15 protein-coding genes are annotated in these 17148 nt (G+C 38.3%); 9 read left to right on the forward strand and 6 right to left on the reverse strand.

The window, feature by feature from the left end; genetic code table 11:
* Positions 1–377: 377 nt before the first annotated feature.
* Positions 378–1952, forward strand: coding sequence for a S8 family serine peptidase (locus FJR09_RS20125; protein ID WP_254433168.1), 1575 nt, complete (start codon positions 378–380; stop codon positions 1950–1952).
* A 157-nt stretch (positions 1953–2109) separates the two neighbouring features.
* Here the strand turns inward: FJR09_RS20125 and thrC are convergent, their stop codons facing one another.
* Positions 2110–3204 (reverse strand): threonine synthase, encoded by a 1095-nt coding sequence (thrC, locus tag FJR09_RS20130; RefSeq protein ID WP_015081148.1) that lies wholly within the window; start codon positions 3202–3204, stop codon positions 2110–2112.
* Positions 3205–3444: 240 nt separating this feature from the next.
* Here thrC and FJR09_RS20135 point away from each other — a divergent pair, with 240 nt between their 5' ends.
* A complete protein-coding gene (locus FJR09_RS20135; protein WP_148279126.1) occupies positions 3445–3636 on the forward strand; it encodes a hypothetical protein in 192 nt (63 codons plus the stop codon).
* A 17-nt stretch (positions 3637–3653) separates the two neighbouring features.
* Here FJR09_RS20135 and FJR09_RS20140 read toward each other — a convergent pair whose 3' ends face one another.
* Positions 3654–6053: a hypothetical protein gene (locus FJR09_RS20140; protein ID WP_371416375.1), complete on the reverse strand. Its 2400-nt coding sequence runs from the start codon at positions 6051–6053 to the stop codon at positions 3654–3656.
* A 372-nt stretch (positions 6054–6425) separates the two neighbouring features.
* Between FJR09_RS20140 and FJR09_RS25515 the strand changes: the two genes are divergently transcribed.
* The 3 genes from FJR09_RS25515 to FJR09_RS25525 are packed head-to-tail and all read left to right on the forward strand — an operon-like array spanning position 6426 to position 6775.
* Positions 6426–6569, forward strand: a complete 144-nt coding sequence (locus FJR09_RS25515; RefSeq protein WP_213710907.1) for a hypothetical protein — start codon at positions 6426–6428, stop codon at positions 6567–6569.
* The gene (locus FJR09_RS25520) at positions 6514–6657 is read left to right on the forward strand and encodes a hypothetical protein (RefSeq protein ID WP_235081876.1); all 144 of its coding nucleotides are present in this window, start codon (positions 6514–6516) and stop codon (positions 6655–6657) included. The genes FJR09_RS25515 and FJR09_RS25520 overlap by 56 nt, the downstream gene beginning before the upstream one ends.
* Positions 6602–6775 carry a hypothetical protein gene (locus FJR09_RS25525; RefSeq protein WP_235081878.1) on the forward strand — a complete coding sequence of 58 codons (174 nt, stop codon included), beginning with the start codon at positions 6602–6604 and terminating at the stop codon, positions 6773–6775. The genes FJR09_RS25520 and FJR09_RS25525 overlap by 56 nt, the downstream gene beginning before the upstream one ends.
* Here the strand turns inward: FJR09_RS25525 and FJR09_RS20150 are convergent.
* The 4 genes from FJR09_RS20150 to menD form a co-directional block, all read right to left on the reverse strand.
* On the reverse strand, positions 6743–7798 hold the full coding sequence (locus tag FJR09_RS20150) for an agmatinase family protein (protein ID WP_015081151.1): 1056 nt from the start codon (positions 7796–7798) through the stop codon (positions 6743–6745). The genes FJR09_RS25525 and FJR09_RS20150 overlap by 33 nt on opposite strands.
* Before the next feature lie 108 nt (positions 7799–7906).
* On the reverse strand, positions 7907–8827 hold the full coding sequence (gene prmA / locus FJR09_RS20155; protein WP_015081152.1) for a 50S ribosomal protein L11 methyltransferase: 921 nt from the start codon (positions 8825–8827) through the stop codon (positions 7907–7909).
* A gap of 287 nt (positions 8828–9114) precedes the next feature.
* The gene (serA, locus tag FJR09_RS20160) at positions 9115–10695 is read right to left on the reverse strand and encodes a phosphoglycerate dehydrogenase (RefSeq protein WP_168653617.1); all 1581 of its coding nucleotides are present in this window, start codon (positions 10693–10695) and stop codon (positions 9115–9117) included.
* Positions 10696–10854: 159 nt separating this feature from the next.
* Positions 10855–12564: a 2-succinyl-5-enolpyruvyl-6-hydroxy-3-cyclohexene-1-carboxylic-acid synthase gene (gene menD / locus FJR09_RS20165; RefSeq protein ID WP_015081154.1), complete on the reverse strand. Its 1710-nt coding sequence runs from the start codon at positions 12562–12564 to the stop codon at positions 10855–10857.
* Positions 12565–12576: 12 nt separating this feature from the next.
* On the opposite strand from menD, the gene folB reads away from it, so the two are divergent.
* The 4 genes from folB (at position 12577) to FJR09_RS20185 (ending at position 17116) form a co-directional block, all read left to right on the forward strand.
* Positions 12577–12942 (forward strand): dihydroneopterin aldolase, encoded by a 366-nt coding sequence (gene folB, locus FJR09_RS20170; RefSeq protein WP_015081155.1) that lies wholly within the window; start codon positions 12577–12579, stop codon positions 12940–12942.
* A gap of 153 nt (positions 12943–13095) precedes the next feature.
* A complete protein-coding gene (locus FJR09_RS20175; protein ID WP_015081156.1) occupies positions 13096–13596 on the forward strand; it encodes a hypothetical protein in 501 nt (166 codons plus the stop codon).
* Positions 13593–16376 carry a ParA family protein gene (locus tag FJR09_RS20180; RefSeq protein WP_015081157.1) on the forward strand — a complete coding sequence of 928 codons (2784 nt, stop codon included), beginning with the start codon at positions 13593–13595 and terminating at the stop codon, positions 16374–16376. The genes FJR09_RS20175 and FJR09_RS20180 overlap by 4 nt, the downstream gene beginning before the upstream one ends.
* A gap of 83 nt (positions 16377–16459) precedes the next feature.
* Positions 16460–17116 carry a fatty acid desaturase gene (locus FJR09_RS20185; RefSeq protein WP_174783353.1) on the forward strand — a complete coding sequence of 219 codons (657 nt, stop codon included), beginning with the start codon at positions 16460–16462 and terminating at the stop codon, positions 17114–17116.
* Positions 17117–17148: the final 32 nt, after the last annotated feature.

Genomic DNA, 17148 nt, shown 5'->3' on the forward strand with positions numbered 1-17148 from the left:
TATACAGCGGTTTCCGCTCTTATGAGGTACAAAATTGAATTATAAAACTCTTGTGGTGCGGGCATCTTGCCCGCTGGATATGTACCTCATAACACTAGAAAGTGCTGTATATCGCTATCAGGAATACAAAAGAATCCTGATTTTGTCATGAAATCATATTTTTACTGGTTATGTCATCAAATATTAATTTATTTTTGTTGTTAGCATCATTCATTAAATATTAATTTATTAGTAATTAAAATATCTTTTTGCATTACCAACTCATAGTAATAATTAATAAAGCAGAATAACTGATAATTTCAAATTATTGAATTTGCAAATATTGACAAAATTACTTTGTCAGAGAAAATATAACTATTTTTGGGGCTTAAATACTTATGTCACTTGATGTTTCTGCGGACTTTTCATCTCAAAAGAAAATCAATTATACTGCCATTTCCCAAACCAATGCCTTTCAAAATCCCACTGATAATAGGATAATTTGGGGTAGTCATAGTTCTTCTTCCCAAGATAATTTAGCAGCAACCGCATCTGTTGCTACTAATAGTAGTTATAACTCAACAAATGGCTATGGCTTGGTGAATGCTGGATTAGCAGTGAGTAAAGCCGCAGGTGTTAGTCCCTATGCAGACGTTCCTAATGTGGGTGGGAATAATTGGGGAGCGGATCTGATCAAAGCTCCCACAGTCTGGAATAATGGATATACAGGACAAGGAACTATTGTTGCCGTACTAGATACTGGCGTAGACTATAACCATCAAGACTTAAAAAATAATATTTGGAGTAATAACAAAGAAATAGCTGGTAATGGGATAGATGATGATAGTAACGGCTATATTGACGATGCTCAAGGCTGGAATTTTGATAGTAGCAATAACAACGTCCTAGACAACAATGGTCATGGGACTCATGTTTCTGGAACCATAGCCGGAGAAAATAACGACATTGGAGTCACCGGCATTGCCTATAACTCCAAAATTATGCCAGTCAAAGTCCTAGATGCCAACGGCTCAGGTTCTTACTCAAATATCGCCAAAGGCATTTATTACGCAGTTGATAATGGTGCAAATGTCATTAATCTCAGTCTAGGAGGTAATTCCTCTAACGATACTCTCAAGTCAGCCATTGAATATGCCAGCAGCAAAAACGTCATCGTTGTTATGGCAGCCGGTAATAATGGTGACTCAATGCCATCCTATCCCGCCCGCTACGCCTATAATTCAGGAATTGCTGTAGGTGCAGTGGATCAAAATAATAACCTTGCGGACTTTTCCAACCGTTCTGGTTCTCAAGAAATCACCTATGTCACTGCCCCAGGAGTTAATATTTACTCCACAATACCCAATAATCAATATGCCAACTACAATGGCACTTCTATGGCAGCCCCCCACATTGCTGGTGTTGTCGCTCTCATGCTCAGTGCTAACCCTAAGCTAACTGAAAGCCAAGTCCGCCAAATTATTACCAGCACATCTGCAAATAGCACTAATCCTTCAGAGCCAACGAAACCTTCAGAACCGGGGTTGAAAATGCCGTCTTTATTCCCCCCTCTAGACTCTTTTTTCCCGCTGGATTTGATTAATATGATCAATATAGGCTCAAAATTACCTTTCAACCTACAATCTCAATCATCAAACTCTATTCCCCTTCCTCCCGTTGTCGTCTCTATGAACGAAAATCAGTTAACGTTGCGTTTCGGTAATCTGGAATCATCACCCGCACAGCAGTCTAGCTACTATAGTCAGAATTTATCATTTACCTTTACTGAATCTGGCATACACTACTATGCGGACGAAACCCCAGGTGAGAATCCTGACATAAAAGTCAGCATAACTGCAACACCTCTGGGAATGGCGGTTGTTTTGGGTGTTAAAAGGGATATTTTACTATCAGATCCAAAAAAGCTAACTAATGCTAACAAGAGCCAGCTTTTTCTTCCTGCTTCACCCTAGAAGTGTCGGCAAGTCCTAGAGAATCTATGGGTTGAAGTGTTAATTTACCTTTGGGGGTTAAAGTCCCCTGCTTCTACAAGCAGCGGGTTTTGCGTCGGGGTAAAATCCCCGTTGCAAAACGTAATTCTAAATTCTAAATTCTAAATTCTGCATTCTTTTAATCAAATCCCATTGCTTTCGCAACGGCCTTAATGTCCGCCGGAATACCCTGTTTAAATTGGGCGTGACTGTGTTTAATGGCTGTATCTGGGTCTTTTAAACCATTACCAGTGAGGACACAGACTACCGTTGCCCCGGTGGGAACTTCGTCTTTTACCTGTAACAAACCGGCGACAGAAGCCGCGCTGGCAGGTTCACAGAAAATCCCTTCCGATGATGCTAATAGTCGGTAAGCGTCGAGAATTTCCTCGTCAGTGACAGAACGGAAACTGCCTTGGCTGGCTGTTTGAGCGGCTATGGCTTTATCCCAACTGGCTGGATTACCAATTCTAATGGCTGTGGCTATGGTTTCCGGATGTGCCACTGGTTGACCATTTACTAAGGGTGCAGCCCCAGCGGCTTGGAAACCCATCATTTTCGGCAAGCGATCGCATTTACCATCTTGATGGTATTGACAAAAACCCATCCAATATGCTGTGATATTGCCCGCATTCCCCACGGGAATACATAACCAATCGGGGGCATCACCCAAGGCATCAACAACTTCAAAAGCTCCTGTTTTTTGCCCTTCTAGCCGGTAGGGGTTGACAGAATTTACCAAAGTGATGGGATATTGATCTGCCATTTCCCGGACAATTTCCAGGGCGCGGTCAAAATTTCCTTGAATAGCCAGGACTTCAGCCCCATAAAGTAACGCTTGGGCTAATTTACCTAAAGCCACATAGCCATCAGGAATCAACACAAAGGGTTTCATCCCCCCCCGTCTAGCATAGGCAGCGGCAGCGGCGGAGGTATTACCAGTGCTGGCACAAATCACAGCCTTAGCACCTGCTTCTGCTGCTTTAGAAATTGCCATAGTCATCCCCCGGTCTTTGAAGCTACCAGTGGGGTTAAGTCCATCATATTTGACATACACCTTCACCTGTCTGCCAATACGTTCAGCGATCGCTGGCACGGGAATCAAAGGTGTGTTACCCTCCAACAAAGTCACCACCGGGGTTTTTTCGCTGACAGGCAAGTATTGACGATAGGCTTCTATCAGCCCTGGCCAGGGTTGGCAATGAGATTTAGCAGCAGACAGGCTCAAAGTCACAGGATTCAAAACTTCTTAATTAAGGATTTAGGATTGGGAATGCTCTTGGTATAAGTATCCCACTTTTCAAGTCTATATGTTAGTTGCGGAACACAGTCACAATGATCGGAGTCTTTTATCACCACATTTGTAACCGATTAGAGTATATAATGAAAACTATATAATATCTTAACAAAGATTAAGATAAGTATATTATACTATTTCTAAATGGTGTGAGTTAAGTTTCTAATGCCAACAACTATGTCTACTATGTCATCCAGTGTTTCCGAATGCGAATCCCACGCTAACTTAGTCAAGAAGTTAACGAAGGCTTACTATCGAGACGATCAGCAAGTGAAGTTCATGGACTTACAAGCAGAGGTAGATTCCCTTTTAGCGCAATTGCAAAGTCTCAAAAGCGAACAAGTGGAAGCTCCCAGCGACGAAGAATAAATTACCTGTAATGGTGACTATTCAAATTGCTGATTAGTTTGTGACCAACGTTGCAGACTATAGCCCTGTTTATTTTCTACCAGTAACGCTAGAGATTGGTCATCAGTAAGTTGAGCGATCGCTATTAGCGTTTGCTGGCTTGCATGGGCAAAATCACTATAAATTACTCTACTATCCGCCGACAAAATCAGAGTCCGGGGACGTTTTTGATCTTCCACTGGTTTTGAGTTATTACCATCGGACTGATTTAAAGATGCTATAGCGGGATCAGAAATAGTTATGACAATTTCCTGCTGTGCATCATTAGTTAAATCAGCCAATTGAACTGGCCAATCACCCATTTTTTCCCGCATTTCCTGAAAATCAGGAATATTACCAGGATTTATATCACCCGACTGTTGTAGTTTTCTCCAGATAGTCGGCAAGATTAATTCTACTAATTGGGGTTTTTGTTGATATAATTCCTTTACAGATACCGGAGACGGTTCTACCCATTTCAACGCATCCACAGTCATGGCTAAAGGTTGAGGTTGAAGAGATGTGACCTTATTTTCAAAAAGCGCGGAACCCGAAATTAACAACCGTAAACCCTGATCTTGCACTTGTACAGCTTTAATCGTAGTCGTAGTAACTTCTTGTTCTCCATTGGGTTTCCAGACAATAATTTGCATACTAGGGTCATAACTAATACCCAGAATTTTTCGCCAAAATTTTCGAGGTTGATGTTTCAGTTGGTCAAAATTAGCAAATGGATAACTTAACCAGCTTGTACCATCATGAAATGCACTAACTTCCACCTGATACCAAACTTGATTATTAGTAATTTTCAAATCAGTTTGCAGAGATATTGGCAACCAATCCTGCTCATTAATACGACTAATTTGGTTGACAGTGCCAATAATTCGACTTTTATGGGCATTGATCTTATCATCATCAAGTTTAGTTAAAATATCTTGAATATAATTGAGTGTTTCCTGGTTAATATTCGGTTGTGCTTGCAACCAAGCATTAGCTCTTTCTTCCCCCCGTTGGACTTTAAAAATTAGTGCGACCCAAGCTAAAACTGCGCGACGATTAGGATTGAGTCGTAACGCTACAGCAGACCGATTCCAGATTCTCCCTTTATCTGTTTGTAGTAAATTAGCAATTTCTTGACCATAATCAGCTGAAGTTTCAAATACCTGTAAAGCCTTTTCCCAACGACCATCAATAATATCCGCTGTAACTTGTTGCTGAGGACTTGCCCAATTTTTATCAGCCTGCATTTTCGTAAATTCCGAATGTAAGCGAATTACATCTATTTGCGCCCGTGCTGCCGCTGAAAAAGGCTGTTTACGCTGTTTTTCTAAAGATATCAACCATGTAGAAGCAGGAGTCCAAAGTCCATTTCTGGCTAATAACAGAGATTGTTGAAAAGCAAATTCATCAATTGCGGGTTTTTGGAAATTAATTGCTTCTAAATAAATAGAATTAGCCACTAACTTACTAGGTTTAACTTGATAAACTTGTAAATTTGGTTCTACATTTATCGTTTGATCAATAATTAACTCCTTTGAATCATTACCCGTTATCTGTTGCCATTTAGGTAATTGACCATTGTGGGTCTTCCAAGATAACATTTGTTGTAAGCTTTTCAGAGTAGGATTGTAATAGACAACTTGACCATAGGTAATATTATCATCGTTATTTTTGTGTTCACCCTGCAAATAAAACCAAAATCCTGGAAATAGATTAGTATCTGCAAAAGCTTTCACCTGATTTAAAGGTAAATTTGTCTTGGTTTCTTGATTGTCTGATTCAGAAATAGCCGCAAATGAAGAGGACTCTACAAAATTTCTCGATAATCCAGTAACAGGTAATTTAGTAATTAAATAGTAGGATTTTTCTGACTGAAATTTAGATTCCAAATCCTGGGAAAGTTTATAGATCCTCAATTCTACCAATTCTTGACAATGAGATTGACAATTCTTGCGTTTTTGGAAAATTGGTAATAAAAAAGATTCCTCTGATTTACCATCTAAAGGCAGGATTTCGCCAGATAGACGTTGTTTTTGAGTTAAACCGAGTTCAATGGCTGTAAGTGTTTCCGGTAGTTCTCGTTTACCTGTAGATATTTTTGCCCATTTTGGTAAAAAATCATTCACCCAGCTAATCTGGGCAGGATTTAAAATAAATAGCACACTAATCCAACTAACACCAATAATTACACTAGCACTGCCTAACAACAGACCCATAGCCAACGTAGACCATAGCCAACTACGCCGTTGAGAACGTTTGGGTAATTTTTTAACATTCTTCTTGATTGCAGCTTGAGAAGGCTGATTCAGCTTAGTAGCTTTTGGTCTGCGTTTGCGGGGTTTATTGATCATCTGACTATTACTAGCACTAGTAATTTGATGTTGTTCAAAATCATCCATGATAGATTTTGACAAACTTGGTGCAATTTTGCCAGTGTACTGGGGTAAAACTTAAAACTTCGCCCAGATCCCCGACTTCTTGAAGAAGTCGGAGATCTTGTTTGTTGTTTATAATTGGGAATGGGTATATTTTTGCTGAAATCACGAACAGGGAGAAAATGAGCAATAAAAAAGGTTTGGTTGACAACCAAACCTTGACTTAAATCCAGTGCATAACAACATCCCGAATCAATTTAACCTATATGATCTATTTTCAACATCTTCCCATAGTATGTATGCAAATTTCATAAAACCTGATAAGAAATCAGTGGTCAGTAGGGGCGAAGCATTTGGAAAATAAATTATCGGTCATTGCCAAAAATAGTTCTCGAAATGCTTCGCCCGTACAGTGGTCAGTGGTTAGTAGGGGCGAAGCATTTGGAAGATAAATTATCGGTCATTGCCAAAAATAGTTCTCCAAATGCTTCGCCCGTACAGTTGTCAGTGGTCAGTAGGGGCGAAGCATTTGGAAGATAAATTATCGGTCATTGCCAAAAATAGTTCTCGAAATGCTTCGCCCGTACAGTGGTCAGTTGTCAGTAGGGGCGAAGCATTTGGAAGATAAATTATCGGTCATTGCCAAAAATAGTTCTCGAAATGCTTCGCCCGTACAGTTGTCAGTTGGAACAGGAAAGTTATTATTACTCCTATTACCTATTACCTGTTCCCTCTTTCTGAGATAAATCTAATAAATTTGCTAACTTGTAAACTATTCGCGCACCAACATTACCATCCCATTCAGCATCACCAACTTCGCAGACATCAAAACCAATAATTTCTCTACCACTATTTACCAGTTCGCGGAACAAACAATAAACTTGTTCTAATTCCAGTCCTCCAGGAACAGGAGTACCTGTATTGGGGCAAAGTTTAGGATCTAAACCATCAATGTCGAAGCTAATATAAACTTTTTCTGGTAAATGGTTGATAATTTCTCGACATAAATCCAACCAATTTTTACCAGCATATAGTTGTTGTTTAATTGCTGAATCATAATAACCAATAATGCGATCATTTGATTGATTAATGATTTGCACTTCATCGTGACAAATATCCCGTACACCTACTTGGACTAATTTAGAAATTTGCGGTATTTTTATGGCATTAAACATAATAGACGCATGAGAAAATTCAAATTCCTCATAGGCATTACGTAAGTCTGCATGGGCATCAATATGTAAAATTCCCCAGTCATCATATTGATTAGCTAAGGCTTGGAAGTAGCCTAATGGTGAACTGTGATCACCACCAATGACAGCAACTCGTTTACCTTGATTCATTGCTGCTTGTGATTGGGTCAATAACCAATGATTTACCTGTTCCCCAGCTTGGTTAATTGCTTCTAGAACAGAGGTTAAATCTGGTGAATCTGTTAGGGATTTACCTTGGGCTTGACGTTCAATAATTCTGGCTGCTTGTTGACGATAATAGTTATTTTTTTCGATCATTTCCTGGGGAATTTCTACCATAAATATTCCCTGTTTCCAACCGTCGGGATGATCAAAATCAAATAAATCTATTTGCAGTGAGGCATCTAAAATTCGCTGTGGTCCGTTCGCAGTTCCCGCACGATATGAAACGGTGACTTCCCAAGGTATGGGGAAGATAATTAAATTGGCTGAATCGTAATCATCAGGTAATCCGAGGAAGTTACCATTCTTTTCGGCTACACTGTTGGGATTGTATTCTTGTAGTGGTTTATTCATTGATGAGATAATTTGATAAATTGAAGTTCCAAATTTATGAGTATAGATTTTTTTTGGTGATAATTCTGTTCTCTATTCTCTGCTATATAAACTTTTTTGTGAATATGATTAAGAACGACGGGCATTTAAACAACACCATTCTTTTTTTTTCCAGAGAGTAGCAACAACCCAACCATTTTGTTTTAAAGCATCAGCAACACCCTGGGATTGTTCTAGGAGAATTCCACTAAATATACCCCAAGTGCTGGGTTTGGTAATTGTGGTCATTTCTGGGAGTAATTCAATAATTACATCAGCTAAAATATTACAGACAATACCATCTACTGGCTGATCAATTATTTTCCGTACCATGTCTACACTCCCCTCAATGGGGATTAAATAGTCTGGACGGATATCATTAAGAGCGCGATTACTAAAAGTGGATCTCACCGCTACGGGATCATTATCAACAGCATAGACTTTACCAGCACCTAGTAAGATTGCCCCAACGCCTAGAATACCCGAACCACAGCCAATATCGGCAATGATTAACGGTTCTTTTTTTTCTTCCGTATCCACAAAGGATTGAGGAACTTCGCTAAAGCGCATTTCTAGAGATTCTAAGCATAATTGGGTCGTGGCATGATTACCTGTACCAAAGGCTACACCAGGATCTAAGCGAATTACCAACCTGTCCAAGGATTCGGGTAAAGGTAGCCAAGCGGGGTTAATCAGAAAGCGATCGCCTATTTCTTCGGGTTGCCAGTGTTGTTTCCAGCTACTAGACCAGTCCTCTTCGTCAATTAAGCCCCAATGCACCATGGGTGAAGGGAGTCCTACACATAGTGCATCTTGGCGCAGCCATAGTGATAAGGCAGCCAAATCTAGTAATTGGGTTTTAAAGCTGGGCAAATAAGCCTTAATGATGGCGATATTACCCTTAATTTCTACTGATGTACCACGACAGCCAAATTTTTCTAACCGCCAAAATATAGTATCTTCTAAATCTGGTTCAGATAAAATATTCAATTCCCACCAAGTGTTTACCATAGAATTTTAGATTTTAGATTCGTAAAAACAAACTTTGATTGCTATGATTATCAAATTACTGAATCAATACTGTTCGGTTAAGGATTTTCGTAGGTTGGGTTGTAGCTTGCTTGCCCGTTGCGGTACAAAGACCAAACCCAACAAACCGTTGTAAATGTTGGGTTTCGTTCCATTGCTCCGCAACGCTTACGCGAACAACCCAACCTACATAATTTCATTGTTTTGAGCTTAACCGACAAGTATTGATTACTGAATCATCTGCAGCAAATAAATCCCAAAAATCACAGTTAAAGTGCGACTGTATATGCGTCCCGAATACCATCTACTTTTTTAATTTCCTCTAAAATGCCATCGGGTAAAGGATCATCAATACTGAGAGCCATAACAGCATCACCACGCACAATTTTCCGACCTACCTGCATACTAGCAATATTGACATTAAAGCTGCCGAGGAGAGAACCGAGTTTACCAATAATACCTGGCATATCCCGGTGGCGGGTAAACACCATGTATTTACTAGGGGGAACGTTAATGGGGAAACCGTCAACGTCTGTTAAGTGAATTTCCTTATCACCTAATAAAGCACCTGTGACAGAATGTGTACCTAAAGTCCCTGTAGCTTGGAGATGCAATGAACCTGCATAATCCCTTGCGGAAGCATCCCTGGTTTCAATGACTCGAATCCCCCGTTCCTTGGCTTCTATGGTAGCGTTGACATAATTGACCCGTTCCCGTAGGGCTTGGTAAAGTAGTCCTTTCAGGGCAGCGATAACTAAAGGTTGACTTTTATTAGTTGCCAGTTCCCCTTGCAGTGTAACATTAAGTGTCTCAACTCTGCCGCCGACGAGTTGACCAACTAAATTCCCCAGGGTTTCCGCTAATTCCATGTAAGGCTTGAGTTCTTCGAGAATATCGGGTCCTAGTCCAGGAATATTCACAGCGGAACGGGCAGGTAGTCCTAATAACACATCCCGAATTTGTTCAGCCACGTCTATGGCGACGTTGACTTGAGCTTCAGCAGTGGAAGCACCGAGGTGAGGGGTAAGAATAACTTCTTTACCCAAGCGTAGCAATTCAGAATCTCCTAATGGTTCAGAATCGAACACATCCAAAGCCGCCCCAGCAATTACACCATCTCTGATTGCTACTGCTAAAGCCGCTTCATCAATAATGCCACCACGAGCGCAGTTAATAATTCTGGTGGTGGGTTTCATTAACGCCAAGGTTTTAGCGTTGATGATGTTGGCAGTTTCCTTAGTTTTGGGAATGTGCAAGGTGATATAGTCGGCTTGCTGGAATAACACATTTAATTCCACCAATTGACAACCCAATTGTTCCGCTCTTTCGCTGGAGATAAATGGATCATAAGCTAGGAGTTTCATGCCCATTGCTTTAGCTACACTGGCAACATGAGAACCAATTTTTCCTAACCCGACAACGCCGAGGGTTTTTTTGTATACTTCCGAACCAACATAACTTTTCCGATCCCACTCACCACGTTTTACTGAAGCATTAGCATCAGGAATGTGACGAGACAAGGATAACATCATAGCTAAAGCGTGTTCTGCGGCGGCAATGGTATTACCTTCTGGGGAATTGACGACGACAATCCCTTTGCGAGTCGCTGCGGGAACATCAACGTTATCCACACCTACACCGGCACGGCCAATAATTTTTAATTTGGTGCCAGCTTCTATAATTTCTTGAGTAGCGCGAGTTCCAGAACGGATCATCAGCGCGTCATACTCACCAATAATGGCTTTGAGTTCATCTGGCTTGAGGCTGGTTTTGACATCAACGGTGGCAACTTGGGAAAGAATATCAATACCAACTTGATCAATTGGATCTGAGACAAGAACCTTAGACATAATAACTTGATTTTGGTTAACAGGTTTTGCTGTACAAGATTTTTTAGTTTAATCTTTATCTGTGGCACTTGGGCAAAAATTATGGAAATCTGTTTTAAAAATAGATCCCCGACTTCTCCAAGAAGTCGGGGATCTGAATATTCTAAATATTTGAACTATTTACCAATTACTAAATTTTACTAAATTTTCTTTTCTCCACATCACATCTCTTTTCCTATTTGTTTTGACTTCTAAAACCCTAATTCCTATTTTTGGTACTTGCTTTAAGCTATCTTTTAGTTCTTCCCAAGAATTAATTAACTGATATTGCACATTATAAGTAGCACATAATCGAGCAAAATCAATATTTTGAGGAGTGGCAAAAAATTCTTCAAAAGGTGGATTAAATTTGGCAATGGGTAACATTTCAAAAATTCCCCCACCATTGTTATTAATCAAGATAATCGTTAGATGTCCAATAAATTTATTTCTAATTAAAAAACCATTGGTATCATGCAATAAAGATAAATCTCCTGTTAGCATTACACTACTTTGCTGATGATGTGCTATTCCTAAAGCAGTGGATAAAGTACCATCAATACCATTTGCACCCCGATTAAAATAAGGTTTAATTCTTAAATTATTGGGTTTCCAGAAAAATTCTACATCTCGCACTGGCATACTATTTGCAATGAATAGGGGTGTTTCTGGTGGTAGGTTTTGGGAAATTAACCAAGCGGTTTTACTTTCGATTAATTCATCTATATTTTCAAAATAATCATCAATATTTTTTCTAACTTGCTTTTCTGTTATACACCATTTTTGTAAATACTCACTTTTTGCTAATTCCTCAATTTCCAATTTACCAATTTCTGTTACTGATATTCTTAAATGTGTAGTTTTTCCATGTAAAGGATCTAAATTTTGATCACAATTATCAATTATCAAACGTTGAGGATTAGTAGTAATTAACCAATTGCGTAATTCTTTACTTGTGGGCATTTCTCCAATTTGAATTACGATTTCTGGGGATAATTCTTTGGCAAGTTGTTGATTTCTAAGAATGATGTCATAGGTAGAAATTAAATAGGGATTTAAGTCTGTGTAATTTCTGACAGGGGAAAGTCCTTCAGCTAAAACAGGCCATTGGAGAGATTGACTTAGGTTAGCGATCGCTCTACAATACTCTTCCGGGGCTTGTGGTTGGGCTACACCAGCAATAATGATCCCTTTTTGGTAATTGGTAATTGGTAATTGGTAATTGGTAATTGGTAATGGGGTGGAAATCAAACTAGAAAAGAAATCTTCTGTATCTAAGGTAAAATCTGTACCATCGGGAATGGGCGCGAGGGGATCACGAAAAGGTATATTTAAATGTACTGCGCCAGAATTGGGAAATTGACAACGTTCCCAAGCGTGAATAACCGTTTGTCTGAGATAACCTAACATTCCCATATCCACCGAAGGTGTAGCTAATTCCGTTTGCCAATTGGGATAATTACCGTATAATTTTACTTGGTCAATAGTTTGTCCTGAATGACAATCTCGTAATTCTGCTGGTCTGTCAGTGGTTAATATTAACAAAGGGACGCGACTTTCTCTAGCTTCAATTACTGCTGGATAAAAATTTGCCCCCGCAGTTCCCGAAGTGCAAACTAATACTACAGGTTTCCCCGTTGCTTTTGCTTGTCCCAACGCAAAAAAAGCCGCCGAACGTTCATCTAAAATCGGAATTGCTTCAATATGCGGTATTTGTTGGACAAAAGCCACAGTTAATGCTGTAGAACGAGAACCAGGACAGATAACAGCGCAATTTAAACCCAAACGTTTGAGGGTTTCTGTTAATACATAAGACCAAAGAAGATTAAGATTATTAAAAGTAAGTTGCATTGATTAGAGATTATGGACTGTATTCATTTAACAGGAATTCGTGGCTATGGTTATACCGGATTTTTACCAGAAGAACAGGCATTAGGACAATGGTTTGAGGTAGATGTTAAATTATGGTTGGATCTTTCTAAACCCGCCAAAACAGATAATATTGAAGATACTATAGATTATCGGCAGATAATTAGCTTAGTGCAAAAATTGCTGAAAACCTCAAAGTTTGCATTGGTGGAAAGACTAGCTGGGGCTATAGCTGATGGTATTCTAGAGGATAGCGACGGTATTAGTCAAGTACAAGTTATTCTCAGTAAAACCGCTGCACCTATTCCTGATTTTAGCGGCAAAATCAGTATTGAATTGACTAGAAGTAAACTCCAGTAGCAGGAATCACGCAGAAAGATTTGGTTTATTAAAACTGTATCAATTATGGAGTGTTTGACATTAATGCAGGATGAGTTGAAGTGTCGGTATAATTGGTTAATGGGTGGCGCGATTTTGACGTAAAATAACTGAGTAAAATCTTAGTTAACGGGAATGAAGAAGAAGATAACTTTTACAGACAGGGAAATGCAAAGAGCATGGCGTGAAAATTCTTCTGCCTCTCATAATCATAATGGAGTCCGAACTAATGCCCACCGCTTATTATTATTTTATGCTGTTGAATGTGGTTTAAAAGCAGTGTTGATGAAGAAAAAGGAAGTAAATCGTACTGATTTATGTCCAGAAATATTAGAAGAGGGGCATGATATAAATGGGTTGTTAGAATGTTTATACCCTGGTAATAATTCATTGCAAATGTGGAAACTACCAGAACAGTTATTTATTCAAGATATTCAGGATAATTCTCATGTTAAGATAAAACAAGAACGACAATTAACGCCTGGTAAAATTAACCAGATTTGGCGCTATGGAGGAAAGTTTATCTTAAAAAAAGATGAGGATGAGAATAAACGGGAAAAAATAACAGACGAAGACATAGAAAAAAAATTGTTAAACATTGTTGAATTGATTAAAAAAGAACTTCAAGGACTATGAAAGATTTTAAATTACTGACTTGGCTTGATATTAGAAGAATTTTTCGCCGCAAAACTAACTATGGGACTAATTTACCAGAGAACATAGTAAGTATTAGGTGTTTTTCTGATGCTGTAGAAATAAATATTTCCGATGAAAATTTTATAAATAAAGTCAAGGACGTATTAAAAGAAAAAGAATGGTTTGGAGATTGGTACGATGAAGAGGAATCTGTTATTCGATTTGATATTGGTGATGCTACATTACCCGTGGAATTTATCTCAGAAGAAGAACCTTATATAACAGATATTGAGATACGTCCTTTTTGGGAAGAAATTGCTTATTTAGAAAGTAATTCAGAAAATGATTCAGAAACAGAACCTGCTGTCAAAAAAATAGTTAAGCTTCCAGAAGCATATACGGAAAAACCTAGTTTAATAGCGTTTTATTCTTTTAAAGGTGGTGTAGGAAGAACATTAAATTTAACAGCCCATCTTTTTGCTTTGTTAGATAGAGCTAAAGAGTTAAATGAGTCTATAAATGTGTTAGTTATTGATGCTGATTTGGAAGCACCAGGTCTTACCTATTGGAATGCGTTAGCAAAACAACAACCATCCGTTTCTTTTATTAATTTTTTAGAAGTTTACCATTATTCACCAATTGATAGAGAAGAAGCACTTGCTTTATTTGCTAACGAAGTAAAAAAATCAGTGAAACATGAAGGAAATTCACAAGTTTATTTTTTACCTGCATTTCTAAAAGATAATGAATTATTAGATATACCCATTTTACCTGAACATTTAGTCAGAGGTATAGATGGAACATGGGAATATGGTAATGCTATTCATCATTTAGGTGAAATTTTAGGTGTAGATTATGTTTTTATTGATTTGAGAGCAGGTTTAAGTGAAATATCTAGTCCTATAATTTTTGATCCCAGAATCCAGCGTTTTCTTGTCACAACAATCAATGATCAATCTATTCAGGGTACAAGTTTAGTTTTAAAACAAATTGGCAAAGTTGCACCATTAGAAGCAGAAGTTAAAGATAAAGAATACTATGATCCATCAATAGTAATTAGTATGTTAAAAGAAGAATTTAAAAAATTACCAGCATTTAATAATGCCTTGTTTGAATTAATATCTGCTTATGTACAATCAGAAGAAGATAAGTTAGATGAGCCAAGATTGGAAATAAAAGAAGCTTATTTTGTAGAGGAATTACTTTATGTAAATGACTGGGAAGATGCACGCTCTAAATTAAATAGAACTTCAATTTCAGTCATGGGAATTGCTATAGACTGGGCAAAACAACAGTTACCAAATCCAAAAAATCAGGAATCAATCTCAGATGATACACCGGAAAACAATTTACAGCAATCCGTCCAAAGACTTAGAGATTTGTGCCGGAGATATGAGTACGCTGAACAAGGACAAGGAGAAGATTTACTAATAACAGAACCTTTGCGGAACTTAGCTACTAACTTTAGAGATAAATTACCTCATATAGTATCAATTGGAGCTAAAGGGGCTGGAAAAACTTTTAATTATATACAGTTATCACGTTTTAAATATTGGGAGAATTTCCTGAATTATATTGATCATAGAAATAATGAAACTGAGTCAAAAACCCATATATTTCCTGTACTTGAGTCCATTAATGTTCAGGATAATGCAAAAATTGTTATCAACCAAGCTAGAAATGAGGTTAGAGAAGCTTTAGGTAATAATATTCCTGAATTTGTGCATTCAGAGTATACAACTAGGGTTAAAAATGCAGTTAAATACCAAGATTGGAATGAACCTAAATGGACAGACTTCTGGGTTGGTGAAATTGCCAGATCTATAGGTATTAATCCAAATATAGATACTCCTAATACACTTGGTACAATAAATCAATATTTAAAAAATAAGGGATTAAAGATTATCTTTTTGTTTGATGGATTAGAAGATATATTTCAGGAAATCGGTTCTAGTAATCAAGAGAAGATTGCTTTAAGAGCTTTAATTGATGATTTACCAAAGAAATTATCAGAAATTAGGCAATCTCATCTTGGTGTAATAATTTTCTTACGTCGTGATTTTATCAGATATACAATTACTCAAAATTCAAGTCAGTTTGAAAGCCTTTACCGTGCTTATGATTTATATTGGAATCCAGATTCTTTCTTGAGATTAGTTTATTGGATTTGTAGTGAATCTAATGTGATAGGTGCAGAAAAAGATAGTATTTACAGTCTAACTCAAGAGAATATCATAGATGAATTAGAGCAACTATGGGGCAAAAGACTAGGGACAAGAGAAGCCTACACAGCTTCTTGGGTATTTGCAGCTTTAACAGATTTTAAGGGCAGGCTTCAAGCCAGAGATATTGTCCGTTTTTTGTATAATGCAGCTGATATTACAGTAAATAGTAAAGAATTACAATTTGCAAAATGGTCTACAAGCCGACTTTTACCTCCTCCAGCAATTCGTCGCGCTCTGAAACCATGTAGTGAAGAAAAAGTGACAGAAGCTAAAGAAGAATATCCAGCTTTCAAAACATGGGTAGAAGATACACTTCCTAAATATCCTGCGACTCAACGGATCATCCCTTTTGCTGTAGAAGAGTTTGACATGGATCAAAAAACAGTAACATTATTAGAAGAAATGGGAGTGATTTATGAAGATAAAGAAAAAGATGAAATAAAGCGATTTTATATGCCTGAGATTTTCCGAGAAGGTTTAGGTTTTTCAGGTAAAGGTGCGCGACCTAAAATAGTAGCTTTGAAGCGTCGGGTGCTAGGAAAAGGGATTTTGTAATTATCTTTTTTTGAATTTCGCCAATCTTCAGTGAATAGTCGAATAAATAACAACGGACAACTGACTAATGACTAATTTGCATTTTGCTTAAAATTCGTCGTGAGACATTAAAAAATATCAAACCTAAAATTATATCATGGTCAGCGTTACATCGCCGCCACCATGAATTGAGCGATAAACATGGTGATCCTCACTCACCAAATCTTCACGGTGGTAATTGGCGTGATCGGATTCGAGGCTTAATTCATTCCCATCTAACTTGGATGTATAAGCACGAATATCCCAGTGTTGTCCACTATGTACCCGATTTAATCAAAAACAAAAACATCGTTAGAGTAGATCGCTACTACTACCTGTGGGCTTCCCTGGGGTTCGTGTTGCCCACCCTCTTAGGCGGATTGTACCACTGGAGTCTAGCGGGAGCGTTAGCAGGATTTATTTGGGGAGGTGTGTTCAGAATTATTTGGGGAGGACATACCATTTGGTCAATTAACTCCTTCTTGCACTGCTTCGGGATGAGCCGCTTTGAGACCGAAGAACACAGTCATAATTTTGGGCCGATTGCCTTACTGACCTTCGGTGAATCATGGCACAACAATCACCATGCGTTTCCCGGCTCTGCTTCCTTTGGCTTGGAGTGGTATCGCCTAGCCCGGATTTCTCACAAAGAAAAGAAAAAAAGGGGTCAAAAACTGCGAAAATGTATATCTAAAAAGCATTTCAGCAATTATAAAATATGACCCCAATAAGAACAGATAGTACACCAAAACAG

This window comes from Dolichospermum sp. UHCC 0406, from assembly GCF_009712025.1.
Lineage (GTDB): Bacteria > Cyanobacteriota > Cyanobacteriia > Cyanobacteriales > Nostocaceae > Dolichospermum > Dolichospermum lemmermannii.

What these genes read in the sequence shown, in the direction of transcription:
- prmA (WP_015081152.1), bottom strand. Translation starts at nt 8,827, where the DNA reads ATGGTAAACACTTGGTGGGAATTGAATATTTTATCTGAACCAGATTTA.
- FJR09_RS20125 (WP_254433168.1), top strand. Translation starts at nt 378, where the DNA reads ATGTCACTTGATGTTTCTGCGGACTTTTCATCTCAAAAGAAAATCAAT.
- folB (WP_015081155.1), top strand. Translation starts at nt 12,577, where the DNA reads ATGGACTGTATTCATTTAACAGGAATTCGTGGCTATGGTTATACCGGA.
- FJR09_RS25515 (WP_213710907.1), top strand. Translation starts at nt 6,426, where the DNA reads ATGCTTCGCCCGTACAGTGGTCAGTGGTTAGTAGGGGCGAAGCATTTG.
- FJR09_RS20150 (WP_015081151.1), bottom strand. Translation starts at nt 7,798, where the DNA reads ATGAATAAACCACTACAAGAATACAATCCCAACAGTGTAGCCGAAAAG.
- FJR09_RS20140 (WP_371416375.1), bottom strand. Translation starts at nt 6,053, where the DNA reads ATGGATGATTTTGAACAACATCAAATTACTAGTGCTAGTAATAGTCAG.
- serA (WP_168653617.1), bottom strand. Translation starts at nt 10,695, where the DNA reads ATGTCTAAGGTTCTTGTCTCAGATCCAATTGATCAAGTTGGTATTGAT.
- FJR09_RS20175 (WP_015081156.1), top strand. Translation starts at nt 13,096, where the DNA reads ATGAAGAAGAAGATAACTTTTACAGACAGGGAAATGCAAAGAGCATGG.
- FJR09_RS25525 (WP_235081878.1), top strand. Translation starts at nt 6,602, where the DNA reads ATGCTTCGCCCGTACAGTGGTCAGTTGTCAGTAGGGGCGAAGCATTTG.
- menD (WP_015081154.1), bottom strand. Translation starts at nt 12,564, where the DNA reads ATGCAACTTACTTTTAATAATCTTAATCTTCTTTGGTCTTATGTATTA.
- FJR09_RS20135 (WP_148279126.1), top strand. Translation starts at nt 3,445, where the DNA reads ATGTCTACTATGTCATCCAGTGTTTCCGAATGCGAATCCCACGCTAAC.
- FJR09_RS25520 (WP_235081876.1), top strand. Translation starts at nt 6,514, where the DNA reads ATGCTTCGCCCGTACAGTTGTCAGTGGTCAGTAGGGGCGAAGCATTTG.
- FJR09_RS20180 (WP_015081157.1), top strand. Translation starts at nt 13,593, where the DNA reads ATGAAAGATTTTAAATTACTGACTTGGCTTGATATTAGAAGAATTTTT.